Here is a 14,932-nt window from a genome sequence, read left to right as displayed (position 1 = left end):
GAAGCCCTCAGAGAGACAGGGAGTTTGTCCGACAATCCAATAAAGACGTCAGCCGCCGGCCAAGGTTCGACCGCCCGCGGTTCGACTTCAGCCACAGGGACGACAATCAGCGCCACCTCACAATCTGCCAATAATCCGCGAGTCGCCTGCACTTCGTGGTCATACAAAAAACTGGAGCGCGGATGAACATCAAACAGAAACTGACCTGGGCCTTCGCCGTCATTGCCTGCCTGCCCGTGGTGCTGGTGGCCACGCTGGTGGTGATCAACCTGCGCAGCGAAGCGCAAAACACCTTTGTCGACGGCAGCAGCCGCGAGATCCGCCAAGTGGCCAACGCCATGCAGCTGTTCTTCGAAGGCATCAGCCAGAACATCGATTACCTGGCGGCGCAACCGTTGCTCACCCAGGCCGGCGGCGACCTCAAGACCTGGATGAGCGCCGATGCCGCCAAGGTGCCGGAAGGCGAGCAGGACAAGCGCATCTTCGACCTGTTCGCCGCCATGGCCGCCAGCCATCCCGCCTATGCCTATGTGTCCTACGGCGTGAGCAACGGCGGCTACGTCTCCTGGCCCGCCGACCTGAAGCTGGCCAACTACGACCCGCGCGTGCGCCCCTGGTACAAAGCCGCGCTGGCCAGCCCGGGCAAGACCCTGCGCACCGATGCGTACTACTGGGCCCCGGACGATGCGGTGCTGGTCAGCACCGTGCGCTCCCTGGCCAACCAGCTAGGGCCCCAGGGCGGCGTGGTCGCGGTCGACGTGTCGCTCAAGCAGCTCACCGAAATCGTCAAGCAGATCAAGCTGGGCGAATCCGGCTACCTGATGCTGATGGAAAACAACGGCACGGTACTGGTCGACCCCAAGCAGCCGGAGCACAACTTCAAGGCCCTGGACAGCCTCGGCGAGGGTTACGCGCAACTGGCCAAGACCGGCAAGGGCCTGGTGCAAGTGGAACTGGGCGGCGAACACTACATGGCCAACGTCTGGCCTTCGCAACAGCTGGGCTGGACCTTCATCGGCCTGATCAAGCAGAGCGAAGTCATGGGTTCGGCCACCCAGCTGACCTGGATCATCGCCGTGATCGCCGGGGTCCTGGCGGTGCTGTTCGCGGTGTTCGGCGCCAGCTTCGCCAGCCTCATCGTGCGGCCGATCCGCGGCGTGGCCAGCGGCCTGGAAGGCATTGCCCAGGGCGAAGGCGACCTGACCCAGAACCTGAACATTCGCGGCAATGACGAAACCGCGCAGTTGGCCAACTGGTTCAACCAGTTCCTCTCGGCGATTCGCAGCCTGATCCAGCACATCGGCCAGGCGGCGCAGAAGATTCTCGCCACCTCCCACTCCTCGACCCAGGTGTCCAGCGACATGGCTGAAGCCGCCGGGCGCCAGCGCGAAGCCGTGGACATGGTGTCCACCGCGTTCCACGAAATGGTCGCCACTGCCAACGAAGTGGCCCGCTCCTGCAGCCAGGCCGCGGAGTCGGCGGACAGTGGCCAGCGCCAGGCCCGGGAAGGCCAGCAGCAGATCGACGACGCGGTGCACAGCGTCGACCGCCTGAGCCAGGAGATCGAACAGTCGGCGCAATCGATGCAACAGCTGGAGCGCGACAGCACCGATATCCAGTCGATCCTCGGCACCATCCGCTCGATCGCCGAACAGACCAACCTGCTGGCCCTCAACGCCGCCATCGAGGCCGCCCGGGCCGGTGAGCAGGGCCGCGGCTTTGCCGTGGTGGCCGATGAAGTGCGGGCCCTGGCCAAGCGCACCGCCGACTCCACCGCCGAGATCGACGGGCTGCTGGGCAACCTGGCCAAGCGCACCAGCGCCGTGACCCAGCAGATGCACGCCAGTCTGGAAGTGTCCCAGCAGTCGGTGAACCGCATCGGCCTGGCGCGCAACAGCTTCGGGCAGATCCGCGAATCGGTGGACGTGATCCGCGACATGAACACCCAGATCGCCACCGCCGCCGAAGAGCAGCATCAGGTGGCGGAAGACATCAACCGGCACATCAGCCAGATCCATGGCGATGCGCAGTTGGTGGCGGAACTGGCGAACTCGGCACGCCTGGATTCCCAGAGCCTGGCGGGGTTGTCCAATGAGCTGGACGCCCTGGTGCGGCGCTTCAAGACTTGAGGGTCTTTTCGCCGGCCAGCCGGCTCCTGCGGATGGGCGACTTGCCTCTGTAGGAGCCGGCTGGCCGGCGAACATCAGCGTTCGATGATCGCCGTCACGCCCTGCCCACCCGCAGCACAAATCGAAATCAGCCCGCGCCCCTGCCCTGCCACACTCAGCAACTTCGCCAGGTTGGCGACGATGCGCCCGCCGGTGGCGGCAAACGGATGCCCCGCCGCCAGGGAGCTGCCTTTGACGTTGAGCCGGGCGCGATCGATGCTGCCCAGGGGCGCCCCCAGGCCCAGGCGGGTCTGGCAGTACTGCGGATCTTCCCAGGCCTTGAGGGTGCACAGCACCTGGGCGGCGAAGGCTTCGTGGATTTCGTAGTAGTCGAAGTCCTGCAGGCTCAGGCCATTGCGCGCCAGCAGGCGCGGTACGGCGTACACCGGCGCCATCAACAGCCCTTCGGCCCCCTTGACGAAGTCCACCGCCGCCGCCTCGCCGTCACGCAGGTAGGCCAGGATCGGCAGGCCGCGTTCCCTGGCCCATTGCTCACTGCCCAGCAGCACCAGGGACGCGCCATCGGTCAGCGGCGTGGAGTTGCCGGCGGTGAGGGTGCCCTGGCCGCTGTAGTCGAAGGCCGGCTTGAGGCTGGCGAGTTTTTCCAGGCTCAGGTCCGGGCGCAGGTTGTTGTCCCGGGTCAGGCCGAGAAAGGGAGTGAGCAGATCGTCATGCCAGCCTTCGGCATAGGCCGCGGCCATTTTCTGGTGGCTTTCCAGGGCCAGTTGGTCCTGTTCGCCGCGGCCGATGCTCCAGGTCTTGGCCATCTGCTCGCAATGCTCGCCCATGGACAAGCCGGTGCGCGGCTCGCCGTTGCGCGGCAGTTCCGGTTTGAGGTGATGGGGTCGCAGTTGCAGGAGGATCTTGAGCTTGTCACCGATGCTCCGGGCCCGATTGGCCTGCAGCAGAATCTGGCGCAGCCCTTCGTTGACCCCGATCGGTGCGTCCGAGGTGGTGTCGACACCGCCGGCGATGCCGCAGTCGATCTGCCCCAGGGCAATCTTGTTGGCCACCAGCAACGCCGCCTCCAGGCCGGTGCCGCAGGCTTGCTGGATGTCGTAGGCCGCCGTGGTGGGCGCCAGCCGCGAGCCCAGCACGCATTCGCGGGTCAGGTTGAAATCCCGGGAGTGCTTGAGCACGGCCCCGGCCACCACCTCGCCGATACGCAGGCCATGCAGGTTGTAGCGCTCGATCAGGCCTTCGAGGGCGGCGGTGAGCATGGCCTGGTTACTGGCCGTGGCATAGGGCCCGTTGGAACGGGCAAAGGGGATGCGGTTACCGCCAATAATCGCCACGCGACGCAGTTGTGTCATGGAGAGCTCCCTGTTCTGTGAGTGCGACTGCGGTGAGTAGGTCCCCCTCTAGCGTAGGAGGCTTCTGGCTGATCGAACGACTCGGAGCCATTCATGGTCCACACTTTGAACCCCAGCCAATGGAGTGCGTTCCATGTCCGACCGTTATATCGACTTCGCCAATTCATCCATCGGCCAACGCCTGGTGGGCGCCCTTGGCCTGCCGTCGCCGGTGCGCCTGGAACGCTGGCAGGCCGGACGCCTGCGGCCCATCGAGGGCGCCTTGCTGGTGGGCGGCGGACCCCTGGCCCAGCAGGTGAGCAGCCTGGCCCCGCGCCTGACCGACTCGATCTACAGCTACGGCTGCGATCCGGCCCTGGCCACACCGTGGATTCCCGGGCACGGTCCCAGGCTCAAGGCGGTGGTGTTCGATGCCAGCGAACTGCGCCACACCGATCAGCTCAAGCAACTGCGGGAATTCTTCCAGCCGCTGCTGAGAAGCCTCGAACCCTGCGCCCACCTGCTGATCCTCGGCCGGGCCCCGGAAACCCTCGATACGCCCTTCGCCGCCAGCGCCCAGCGTGCCCTGGAAGGTTTCAGCCGCTCCCTGGCCAAGGAACTGCGCAACGGCGCCACCCTGCAGTTGCTGTATGTCGGCCACGGAGCCGAGGACCAGTTGGAGGGGGCGCTGCGCTTCTTTCTGTCGCCCAAGAGCGCTTTCGTTTCCGGACAGGTTCTGCGCTTGCAGCCCTGCGCCGTCCAGGTCCAGGACTGGAGCCGCCCGCTAGCCGGGCGCAGGGCCCTGGTCACCGGCGCGGCGCGGGGCATTGGCGCGGCCATCGCCGAAACCCTGGCCCGTGATGGCGCCCAGGTGCTGTTGCTGGATGTGCCCCAAGCCAAGGTCGACCTGGAAACCCTGGCCGCGCGCCTCGGCGGACAGGCCATCACCCTGGATATCTGTGCCGCGGACGCCGCAACCCAGTTACTCGAACAGCTTCCGGACGGACTCGACATCCTGGTGCACAACGCCGGCATCACCCGGGACAAGACCCTGGCCAACATGACCGCGGAGTTCTGGGATGCGGTGCTGGCGGTGAATCTCAACGCTCCCCAGGTGCTGACCCAGGCCCTGCTCGACAGCGGGCGCCTGCATGACCACGGGCGGGTGATCCTGCTGGCCTCCATCAGCGGCATTGCCGGCAACCGCGGGCAGACCAACTACGCCGCCAGCAAGGCCGGACTGATCGGCCTGGCCCAGTCCTGGGCGCCAGCGCTGCAGCCCCGGAACATCAGCATCAATGCCGTGGCCCCGGGCTTCATCGAGACTCAGATGACCGCCAGGGTGCCCTTCGCCCTGCGCGAGGCCGGGCGACGTATGAGCGCCCTGGGCCAGGGCGGCCTGCCCCAGGATGTCGCCGAGGCGGTGGCCTGGCTCGCCCAGCCGGGCAGTGGCGCGATCAGCGGACAAGCCTTGCGGGTCTGCGGCCAAAGCCTCCTGGGAGCCTGACGATGAGCAACCACTGGCACGATCTGCACCTGCCCGCCTCCCTGCCCCCGCTGTTCCTCAAGGCCGCGCTGCGTCGCGGGATCAAGAACACGCCGTTGCCGGAGCAGGGCCTGCGCTGTTGGATCAGCGTCGAGCCGCGCCGGCTGGAGGCCTATCGCCAGGTGTGCGGTTACCTCGACAACGGCCTGCTGCCCGCCACCTATCCCCATGTGCTGGCCTTTGCGTTGCAGATGCAATTGCTCACCGACCCGGCGTTTCCTTTCCCCCTCTTGGGGCTGATTCATCTGGCCAACCGGATCCGCATTCTGCGCCCCATGGGCAATGTCGGCAGCGTGCGAGTCGCCGTTCGGGCGGGCAACCTGCAACCTCACGCCAAGGGCGCGGTGTTCGATCTGCTGACCACGGTCGACGATCTGCTGGGGCCGCTCTGGGAAGCCGAAAGCCGCATGCTCTGTCGGGGTGTGCAAGTGCCGGGCGAGCCCGGCGCCCTGCCGTCGATGTCTGGGCTGGGTTTGAACGAAGTCAGTCGCTGGCAGGCCCAGAGCGATATCGGCCGGCGTTACGCCCGGGTTTCCGGCGACTACAACCCGATTCATCTCAGTGCCTGGAGCGCCCGCCTGTTCGGCTTCCCCCGAGCCATCGCCCATGGTCTGTGGAACAAGGCGCGAGCCCTGGCGGCCCTGAGCGACACCTTGCCGGCCGCCAACATCGAGGTGACGGTGCAATTCCTGAAGCCGCTGCTGCTGCCCGGTGAAGTGCGCTTGCTGGCCAGCGCGGCGGGGTCCAGCGGTGAACTGCAACTACTTGGCAACGGCGATCTGCAGCACATGCAGGGAGGTTGGCGACCGATCGCCTGACGCGCGCTCAGCCTCGACGAATCAGCACCACGCCAATGACGATCAGCAGCAGTCCGGCGATCTTGCCGAGGCTGACCGGCGCCTCGCGAAACCCCACCCAGCCAAAGTGATCCAGGGCCAGAGCCATGCTCAACTGGCCGGCCAGCACCAGTGCCATGAACAGCAAGGCACCGATCCGTGGCCCGGCAAATGCGGCGGTGGTGATGAAAAACACCCCCAGCAAACCACCGCACCAGTGCCACCAGGTCAGGCCCCTGAGGGCGCTCAGCGCAGGCATCTCGCGCTGCGCCAGCACCAGGATCAACAAGGCCAGGGTGCCGACGAAAAATGAAATCAATGCAGCGGCCAGTACCCCGCCGACCTGCTTGGCCAACTGACCGTTGATTCCGGCTTGCAAGGCCAGAAAGGCCCCGGCAAAGAACGGCAGGCACAGCAGCCACCAGACTGGGCTCAGCATCACGGACTCCAAGGGAATTTCGGTCGCGCATTATAAGCCAGGCTCAAACGGAAAGTCTGCGAAGCCAACTAAGCCGCAAATAAACTGCCGTCTCCCGGCCTTTCGCTCAAATAAAACCCATTAATTGTATATATATAACTTTAGTTTCACGCCCTACCCACACACTCACGCGCAAACTACAAGCCATTGATTAATAACACCATTAAAACAAACAACCTCCCCACCCATACTTTCAGACTAGCCACTTATCAGGAGAAAAAACAGCAAGATATAAGTCATTAATACCAAGTTCATAATTGTTCAAATTTCTTCTTGCGCCTCTTATGTACTCAACGGACGAAAGTATCTCCAGCACAAGAACTGGAGAACTGTCGAAGACAACGAACGTTGTAATAGGTGCAGGGATAACGATCATGAACACTCAAATTGGATGGAAAGCATGTACCGCATTGGCCTTGGCCCTGACTCTCGGCCTGACCGGCTGCAGCGGCGGTGGCGGTCACAAGAGCGGAGGCAGCAGTTCATCGACGACCAGCGCCGGCGGCAGCAGTGGCGGTACCGGTGGCACGGGCGGCGGCACAGGTGGCACAGGTGGTACGGGTGGTACCGGCGGCACCACAGGGACACTGACCACCAGCAGCCTGGTGTCCGACCTTGGCACCACCGTCAGTGGCGTCGGTACCGGGGTCAGCGATCTTGGGACCTCCCTGGCAGCGGTTCCAGTCGTCGGCGCTGTCGCACAAAGCGCAGTCAATACTGCGGGCAACGTGGTCGATACCGTGGGCCAAGGCTTGACCGGCGGCCTCGGCAAGCTGGGCACCGATCCCAAGGCGCTGAGTAAAACCACGGCCACCGTCGGCAACGTCGTCGGCGATGTGGGCACCGGGGTCACCGACCTCAGCGGCAAACTGGCCACCACGACCCAGAGTGTTCCACTGGTAGGAGGCGTGGTGACTCGTGTGGCACCGGTGGTCGGTGGCGTCGGCGCCCGAGTGACCATGCTCGGCAATACCTTGAGCACAGTCACCAGCAACGGCCCGGTGGGCACCCTGACCGATGGCGTGGGCGACAAGGTGCTGGTGCCCGTCGTCAGCCTGGCGGAGGGTGTGACTGGTAAAGCCGGCAGCGCGACAGGGCTCGGCGCACCGGTCAAAGGCCTGCTCAACGGCGTGGCCCAGGCGGTGGACAGCTCCGGCAATGCCGTCAGTGACTCCGGCGACGGCAACCCTGTGACCGACCTGCTGGGCAATGCCCTGAGCAATACCAGCAATGCGGTGGGCCGCGCCGGTGGCTATCTGGGCGGCTCGGGAAGCGGTTCCGGTACCGGCTCAACTGTCGGTAGCAACGGTTTGCTGGAAACCGTCGGCGGTGCCGTGGCCAACCTGAGCAACGGTGTGAATACAGGAAACAGCAACGGTACGGTCAGTGCGGGCGGTGTCACCGGCGGCGCGGTTGGCGGCCTGATCGCCTCGGTCGGCGGTGCTCTGGGCGGCAGCGGTACACCCAATCTGGTGGTCACCGCGCCCCTGGCCAGTGTCGGCGTGAGCCTGGGCTCGGCGCTGAACCCGGTCACCAGTTCGGTCACCGGCCTGACTCAGCAAGTAGGCGCCGCCACCGGAATTGGCGCTCAGGCCGGCAGCCTGCTGGGTCAAGTGGGAGGCGCGGTCAGCAACGTGGGCAGCACCATTGCTGGCAACAGCACCGGCAACCAGGTTGGCACTGCCCTGGGCGGCACCCTCGGTGCACTGGGCTCAACCGTGGCCTCGGTCGGTGGCCTGGTCAACGGCGGTACAGCCCCCAGCGGCGGCCTGCTCGGTGGCCTGAATGTCGGCGCCAGCGCAAGCGGCAGCGCCTCGGCCGGAACCACCGTCAACGGCGGCCTGGGTGGAGTGCTGGGTGGCCTGACCGGCGCTCTGGGCGGCACCAGGAAATAAATTGCACCTGGCCGATTCGACGGCCTTACCTACAGCGCCTACGCTTGGTTGAGAGCGAGGGATTCAGATGAATCTCTCGCTTTTTTTATCCAGAGCATGGCATCCCGGCGTGCGATCAAGGCCAAGACCCTGAACAACGCCAGGTATGAGGACTATTGGCGCCACCGCAGTTTGACCATGGAGTGTCCTATGCGCACATTGGCCAGTTTGTTGTTGATTGGATGCTGCACCTCCGCTTACGCCGACACCCTTCCCCGCTTTCTCAACAGCAACGACAGCATCAATAACCTGCCCCAGCCCAACTTGCCAGTGGACGCCTATCGTCCGGCCACTCCGCAGTTGCAGACGCCCGAGCAACCCGCAGCCCCCCAGGGGCAACAGCCCCTGATGATGGGGACCAAGGTCACGGTGCGCCAGGTGCAGATCGAAGGCGGCACCGTCTATCCCCTGGAACAACTGGCGGCCGTCTACCAGCCGCTGATCGGTCACGAAACCAGCTTCAGTCAATTGATCGAGGCCACCCGCGACATCACCCGGCGCTACCAGAACGACGGCTACCTGCTGTCCTACGCCTTCATGCCGCAACAGAGCTTCGATCAGGGCGTGCTGCGGGTGGTACTGGTCGAAGGCTATATCAAGGACTACCAGCTGCAGGGCGATATCGGCCCGGTGTCGGCCTACCTGGACAAACTGGTGAGCAAGCTCAAGGCCGAGCGCCCACTGACCCGCAAGACTTTCGAGCGCTACACCACCCTGATGAGCCGGGTACCCGGGGTGACGCTGCAAGCGGTGGTGCCGCCGCCCGGAACCACTGACGGCGCGACCCGGCTGGTGGCGGTGGCCAGTCGCAAATCCATCACCACCACCCTCAACAGCACCGATGACAACCGCAACGGCCTGCAGGCCCTGGTGGGCATCATCAGCAATTCGCAAACCGCCTGGGGCGAACAACTCAGCCTCAGCGGCCTGTTCCCGCCCGGCAAGGACAAGGAGCACTACTACCGCCTGGACTACAGCCAGTTGCTGGGCTCGGAAGGCACGCAACTGAATCTCTACGGAGCACGCTACCGCAGCGATCCGCGTAGCAACGTGCAATTGAGCAACGGCCTGGAGCTGGAACCCCATCGCGAGAACGACCGTTTTTCCATCGGCGTCAGCCACCCCTTCATCGCCTCGCCCAATGAGATGCTCAGCGTCGGAACACGCCTGTATGCGGTGAACGACAAGACCCGCTACCGGGTCAGTAACAGCCCTCTGACCCTGGAAGAAAAAACCGATATCCGCGCCCTGGCACTGGAAGGCGACTGGAGCAAATCCGATCCACGGCAATTGCGGATTCTCAGCGCCGGCCTGTACCGCGGCCTGGACAGCATGGGGGCCAACACCAACAACGAACTCTATGACCTGGACTTCTTCCGCCTGCGCCTGGCGGGGGTACAGAGCGACCGCTTCTTCGACAACTGGCAAGGAGTGCTTTCCGGCGCCCTGTACTGGAGCGCGGACAACCTGCCCGACAGTGAACGAGCCAGCTTCGGTGGCCAGAACTTCGCTCGCGGCTACCCCGATGACCAGGCCACCGGCGACAAGGGCTGGGGCGTCGCCTACGAGGTGAACTACAGCTTCAACCGCGAAGGCCCCTGGGTGCGGGTGCTGCAGCCCTATGTAGTGCTGGACCGCTCGAAGACCTGGTTCAACCAGTTGCCGGTCAAGGGCAGCAATCTGTCGTCGGCGGCGCTGGGGGTGCGCTTCGGCGATGCCAAGCACTACAACATCGCCCTGGAGGCGGCCAAGCCGATGTCCGATGAAGCCCTGGACACCTACAACCGCCGACCGCGCTACACCCTGAGCTTCAGCTACCAACTGTGAACCCGCGCAGCACCGGGGCCTGCCATTGCAGGCCTTTTCCTGCCCGCACCAAGGCTCAGCCAAAGGCCTTGGCGCGCAGGAGTTTGAGTGGAGTTTGCAACAGGTGCCGCTGGCGCACCGGCAAGCCGCTGGCGCTCAGGGGCCGACGATATGCAGCCGGGGTTGGGGAAACAGATTGTTCAGGGTTTCCAGCAGGCGCACGTGATAGATCGGCTTGCGGAACAGGTCGAGTACCTGCAGGCGCAGCAGATCGCTGACGTCGTCCATATCGGCATGGCCGGACATGACGATGACCGGCAGATGCTGTCGCGAGGTGTGTTCACGCAGGCGCTTGATCAACGACAAGCCGCTTTCTTCCGGCATACGCAGGTCGGTGATGACCAGCGCGATGTCCGGATGGCGGGTGAGGTGCTCCAGCGCCAGCTTCACCGAAGTTGCGGTGAAGCAACAGAAGCCCTCACCTTCCAGCAGCTCGGTGAGTTCCAGCAGCGCGTCTTCTTCATCGTCGACCAGAAGCAGTTGCTGGCGTGGGGGGGAAGCACTATTCATCGACATTACCTTGAACTGACTGTCCGACGGCCTTCACAGGAGCAATCGCCGGTCTCAAGGCACGGGGCGGGTAACCGTGGCACCTCCCATGGCAACGAGGATGTTGTTGAAGATGGCCAGGACCCGGTCACCCATCGGCGTCACGAACACCACCACGACCACGGCAACCATGGCCACCACGATCGCGTACTCGATGGCCGATGCGCCGTGGGTTCTGGCCAGGAACAGACGCAAGCGAAGCAGCAGGTAGTCAAGCAGCATGAAGCACCTCCGATTTATCGATCGCAGCTACAGCCGGCGAAGCACTCATGCGTTGAATCATGGAACTGGACGAGTGACCGTGGCTCCTCCCAGGGCAACCAGAACGTTGTTGAAAATGGCCAGTACCCGATTGCCCAGAGGGGTCACGAACGCCACCACCACAACCGCAACCATGGCCACCACAATCGCGTACTCGATCGCCGAAGCGCCGTCGGTACGGTCAAAAAACAGGCGCGCCCTGAGCCACAAATATTGAAGGATCATCCTAGTTCTCCTGGGCGCCAGAGGGCGCCGATGCAAGCGCACCGGAACACGATTCCCCGGTGCAACTTGAGCATTGTCAACAAAGTGGCGACCAGCAACTGTAAGAACGGATTAATCACTAAGTATTAATTGGAAGGCTGACACCAAAAACTCTCCTCCAATTGAGAGCAGCCTGCTTTTGTGTGCAATTTTTCCGCGAGTTAATGGCATTTCGTCCTAGCTCTACTACCTTCACATAGCGAAATAGTTGCATGTTCATAGCTGCCTAGTTGCGAAGTTAACTCGTTTGGAAGCGCCGACTGGTAATGCAGCAGGATAGGGAGAGCCTTTATGAACAGTCGCGTCACCATAGGCCTGGCTGGGCTTCTACTGCTAGGTGCGGTGTTTTTCGGTTACTGGGGGCTGGTACTCAGCCGCCAGCCTGCGCCCACCACCGCGCCTGCCCCGGCAGCCCCGAGCATGGTTGAAAAAACCACTGCCAGCGCCGAAGACCAGACCCGCCAGCCCGTGGTGGTAGTGGTGCGCGACGTACCTCCTTTCGTTCCCCTTACCGCCGCCGATCTGGCGCTGGAAAAACTGCGCACCGCACCGGCCGGCAGCCTCAGCGCAATCGATCAGGCGGTGGGACGCACGCCCTGGCGGCAACTGAGCGCCGGGACCTGGCTCAACGCCCAGAGTTTCGACAGCGGTGGGGCCCTGGCCCGAATGATTCGCCGTGACGAGCGCGCGCTGGCCGTGGCGGTGGATGAAGTGATAGGCGCCGCCGGGCAACTGAGCCCAGGGGACTATGTCGACGTGCTGCTGTTCCTGCGCCAGGACACCACCAATCTGCAGCAGTCGGCGCAGATCGCGGTCCCGGCGATGCGCGTGCTGGCGGTCGGCGAACAGCTGGGGCTGACCAACGACGGACAGCCCGCCACCCCTGCACTGAGCAACGAAGAAAAGCTCAAGCAGGACCAGCGCCGGGTCGCCGCTCGCACCGTGGTCCTGGCCGTTCCCGAACAACTTTTGAGCCGCCTGATGCTCGCCACCCAGGTCGGCGTACTGCGCCTGGCGGTTCGCAGCAGCGAGGAACAGCGCCTGGCCCAGTACTGGGCTGGCGACAAAAACGCGGTCAGCCACCTCAATGTGGCCAACAGCAATTTGTTTCAGTTCACCCAGTTGGCGCTCGGCAATGCCCCCCGCAGTCAGGTTGCCCAGCAAAACGGCGCACCACGATCAGCGGTGGAGGTGATTCGCGGCAACCAGATCACTCAACAAACGCCCTGATCAGGCGAGGATTCTCGACATGCGCAGCGGGCTATCACCATGAGTCAAAGCCTGAACCAGACCTTTCTTGCCATCACCCGCAACAGCACCGACCTCGAATGGCTGCAAGGCGCCCTCGCGCCCCTGGGCCAGGTGGTGGGCGCCGACGGCAGTCTCGACGAACTGCTGGCGCTGGTGGACGTGACCTTCGCAAACCTGGTGTTCGTCGGCCTCGACCGCGAGCACGTGGTGGCCCAGGCCGCACTGATCGAAGGCGCCCTGGAGGCCAAGCCGATGCTGGCGATCGTCGCCCTCGGCGACGGCATGGACAATCAGCTGGTACTCAACGCGATGCGCGCCGGGGCGCGGGATTTCGTCGCCTACGGCTCACGCTCCAGCGAAGTCGCCGGGCTGGTGCGGCGCTTGAGCAAACGCCTGCCGGCGGTCACCCCCAATACCCAGCTGGGGGGCCTGACCGTGCTCTACGGGGTCCAGGCCGACGGTGACGGCGCCCTGCTGGCCGGGCACATGGCCCAGGTGGTGCAAAAGAGCGGCCAGCAGACCCTGCTGCTGGACCTCGGCCTGCCCCGGGGCGACAGCCTGGCCTTGCTGGGACTGGAGAGTTCCTTCCACTTCGGCGATGCCCTGCGTCACCTGCGGCGTCTGGATGCGACCCTGATCGACAGCGCCTTCACCAGTGCCGAGGCCGGCTTGCGGATCCTCGCCTACGCCCCCCACGACGAGCCTCTGGAACACACCAGCGCCGCAGAGCTGTACATGCTGCTCAGTGCCCTGCGCCAGCACTTCCAGCACATCGTGGTGAACCTGGTGGGACAGCCGGACAGCGAGGCACTGCGCACCTTTGTCAGCCATTGCGACAAGCTGATCTGGTGCACCGACCAGAACGTCCTCGCCTGCCGGCGCAACCTGGCGGTGCTCAACCACTGGCGCGAAAAGGGCCTGAAGCTCGATCACGCACGCTTGCTGGTGGACCGCTACCTGAAAGCCGTCGCGCCGGACTCCGAAACCCTGGGCAAGACCTTCGGCCTGGAAGTGATCGCGGTGCTGGCCTACAGCCCGGAGGTGCGCCTGAATGCCAAGAACCAGGGCGTGACCCTGTTTGAAATGGCCCCTCGCGAGGCCCTGACGCAAAGCCTGAAAACCCTCGGCGAGCGCCTGGCCAAGCGCTCCGAAGGACTGGCCCGACCCAAGGGTGGCTGGCTCAATCGAATCATGGGGGGCAAATGAGCGGAGAAAAACTCTTCGGTGCCTCGACCCGCACGGTGCCGGGCAACAGCGACCACGAAGGCCTGAAACTGGTGCTGCATCGCTACATCATCGATGCCATCGAAGAGTCGGGCAGAAACCTGCTGGAGAGCTCCCGGCAGAACCTCTCGCAGTTCGTCACCGACAAGGTGGCGGAGTACATCGCGCGCATGCACCTGGCGATTTCCCGCTATGAAATGGAGCGTCTAGCCGAGGAGATCGTCGACGAACTCACCGGTTTCGGCCCCCTGGAAGTCTTGCTGCGCGATCAGGCAGTCACCGAGATTCTGGTCAACGGCCCGCACCGGGTGTTCGTCGAACGCGATGGCGTGCTGCACCAGAGCGACTTGCGCTTCATCGACGCGCACCACGTGGAGCGGGTCATGCAACGGATTCTCGCGCCCCTGGGCCGGCGCCTCGACGAATCCTCGCCCATGGTCGACGCGCGCCTGCCCGACGGCAGCCGGGTCAACGCGATCATTCCCCCCATTGCCCTGGACGGCCCCTGCCTGTCGATCCGCAAGTTTCGCAAGGACATGCTCAAGAGCAGCGACCTGATCGCCATGCAGACCATCGATCTGGCGATCTTCGAGTTCCTCCAGGACGCCGTGGGCAAGCGCTGCAACATTCTCATCAGCGGCGGCACCGGCACCGGCAAGACCACCCTGCTGAATATTCTCAGCCAGTTGATCAACCCCCACGAGCGCCTGGTCACCATCGAAGACGTGGCCGAGCTGCAACTGGGGCATCCCCACGTGGTGCGCCTGGAAACCCGTCCGCCCAATGCCGAAGGGCACGGCGAGGTCAAGGCCAGCGACCTGATCCGCAACGCCCTGCGGATGCGCCCGGACCGGATCATCCTCGGCGAGATCCGCGGCGTCGAAGTGCTGGATGTCCTGACGGCCATGAACACCGGCCATGACGGCTCCATGAGTACGGTGCACGCCAACAACGCCCAGGACGCCCTGCTGCGCCTGGAAACCCTGGTGGGCCTGACCGGGCGCCAGGTGGCCGAGCGCACCCTGCGGCAGATGATCTGCGCGGCCCTGGACGTGGTGATCCAACTGACCCGCCTGCCCGACGGCCGCCGCTGCGTCAGTGAAGTGGTGGAGGTGGTGGGCATCCGCGAGGACATCTACGTCACCAATACCCTGTTTCGCCTGAACCGCCGCAACGGCCTGGGTTTTGAGCGCGAGGCGCTGAACCCGGCGGGCGACAAACTGCGCCGCGAGAGCGGACTGGGCATCAACTGAACCGCCGAGG

The 14,932-nt window shown here is 64.4% G+C and carries 13 protein-coding genes and 1 pseudogene; 9 read left to right on the top strand and 5 right to left on the bottom strand.

Annotation, left to right across the window (positions count from 1 at the left end):
* Positions 1 to 182: 182 nt before the first annotated feature.
* Both PST29_RS32665 and PST29_RS32660 read left to right on the top strand, forming a co-directional pair.
* Positions 183 to 1,271: pseudogene (locus tag PST29_RS32665) on the top strand (cache domain-containing protein); the annotation flags it as partial.
* 90 nt (positions 1,272 to 1,361) lie between these two features.
* Positions 1,362 to 2,129, top strand: a complete 768-nt coding sequence (locus PST29_RS32660) for a methyl-accepting chemotaxis protein (protein ID WP_370059466.1) — start codon at positions 1,362 to 1,364, stop codon at positions 2,127 to 2,129.
* A 74-nt stretch (positions 2,130 to 2,203) separates the two neighbouring features.
* Here the strand turns inward: PST29_RS32660 and PST29_RS03515 are convergent, their stop codons facing one another.
* On the bottom strand, positions 2,204 to 3,481 hold the full coding sequence (locus tag PST29_RS03515) for an acetyl-CoA C-acetyltransferase (protein ID WP_060842384.1): 1,278 nt from the start codon (positions 3,479 to 3,481) through the stop codon (positions 2,204 to 2,206).
* 133 nt (positions 3,482 to 3,614) lie between these two features.
* Here PST29_RS03515 and PST29_RS03510 point away from each other — a divergent pair, with 133 nt between their 5' ends.
* Positions 3,615 to 4,967, top strand: a complete 1,353-nt coding sequence (locus PST29_RS03510) for a 3-oxoacyl-ACP reductase (RefSeq protein ID WP_060842383.1) — start codon at positions 3,615 to 3,617, stop codon at positions 4,965 to 4,967.
* Positions 4,968 to 4,969: 2 nt separating this feature from the next.
* Positions 4,970 to 5,824, top strand: a complete 855-nt coding sequence (locus tag PST29_RS03505; RefSeq protein WP_060837373.1) for a MaoC family dehydratase — start codon at positions 4,970 to 4,972, stop codon at positions 5,822 to 5,824.
* A gap of 7 nt (positions 5,825 to 5,831) precedes the next feature.
* On the opposite strand, the gene PST29_RS03500 is transcribed toward PST29_RS03505, so the two are convergent.
* Complete coding sequence (locus tag PST29_RS03500; protein WP_060837372.1) at positions 5,832 to 6,281, bottom strand: DMT family transporter; 450 nt, start codon at positions 6,279 to 6,281, stop codon at positions 5,832 to 5,834.
* 413 nt (positions 6,282 to 6,694) lie between these two features.
* On the opposite strand from PST29_RS03500, the gene PST29_RS03495 reads away from it, so the two are divergent.
* Entirely contained in the window at positions 6,695 to 8,215 is a 1,521-nt protein-coding gene (locus tag PST29_RS03495) for a collagen-like triple helix repeat-containing protein (RefSeq protein WP_060842382.1), read from the top strand.
* A 189-nt stretch (positions 8,216 to 8,404) separates the two neighbouring features.
* On the top strand, positions 8,405 to 10,081 hold the full coding sequence (locus PST29_RS03490; RefSeq protein ID WP_060837370.1) for a ShlB/FhaC/HecB family hemolysin secretion/activation protein: 1,677 nt from the start codon (positions 8,405 to 8,407) through the stop codon (positions 10,079 to 10,081).
* Between the two features lie 135 nt (positions 10,082 to 10,216).
* Here the strand turns inward: PST29_RS03490 and PST29_RS03485 are convergent, their stop codons facing one another.
* From PST29_RS03485 to PST29_RS03475, 3 genes are read right to left on the bottom strand one after another with little or no spacing between them, the layout of a single operon-like run.
* Positions 10,217 to 10,630 (bottom strand): response regulator, encoded by a 414-nt coding sequence (locus PST29_RS03485; protein ID WP_060837369.1) that lies wholly within the window; start codon positions 10,628 to 10,630, stop codon positions 10,217 to 10,219.
* Positions 10,631 to 10,684: 54 nt separating this feature from the next.
* On the bottom strand, positions 10,685 to 10,891 hold the full coding sequence (locus PST29_RS03480; protein WP_060837368.1) for a Flp family type IVb pilin: 207 nt from the start codon (positions 10,889 to 10,891) through the stop codon (positions 10,685 to 10,687).
* A 57-nt stretch (positions 10,892 to 10,948) separates the two neighbouring features.
* On the bottom strand, positions 10,949 to 11,155 hold the full coding sequence (locus PST29_RS03475) for a Flp family type IVb pilin (RefSeq protein ID WP_060837367.1): 207 nt from the start codon (positions 11,153 to 11,155) through the stop codon (positions 10,949 to 10,951).
* Between the two features lie 330 nt (positions 11,156 to 11,485).
* Here PST29_RS03475 and cpaB point away from each other — a divergent pair, with 330 nt between their 5' ends.
* The 3 genes from cpaB to PST29_RS03460 are packed head-to-tail and all read left to right on the top strand — an operon-like array spanning position 11,486 to position 14,922.
* The gene (gene cpaB / locus PST29_RS03470) at positions 11,486 to 12,424 is read left to right on the top strand and encodes a Flp pilus assembly protein CpaB (RefSeq protein WP_060837366.1); all 939 of its coding nucleotides are present in this window, start codon (positions 11,486 to 11,488) and stop codon (positions 12,422 to 12,424) included.
* 39 nt (positions 12,425 to 12,463) lie between these two features.
* Positions 12,464 to 13,651, top strand: coding sequence for an AAA family ATPase (locus PST29_RS03465; RefSeq protein ID WP_060837365.1), 1,188 nt, complete (start codon positions 12,464 to 12,466; stop codon positions 13,649 to 13,651).
* Positions 13,648 to 14,922, top strand: coding sequence for a CpaF family protein (locus PST29_RS03460; RefSeq protein WP_060837364.1), 1,275 nt, complete (start codon positions 13,648 to 13,650; stop codon positions 14,920 to 14,922). Before PST29_RS03465 ends, PST29_RS03460 begins: the two co-directional genes overlap by 4 nt.
* The last annotated feature ends 10 nt before the right edge of the window (positions 14,923 to 14,932 follow it).

This window comes from Pseudomonas sp. St29 (genome assembly GCF_001547915.1).
In the GTDB taxonomy this organism is placed as follows: domain Bacteria; phylum Pseudomonadota; class Gammaproteobacteria; order Pseudomonadales; family Pseudomonadaceae; genus Aquipseudomonas.
The sequence above is the reverse complement of the archived record's forward strand: the minus strand, read 5'-3'. Positions and strand labels throughout refer to the sequence as shown.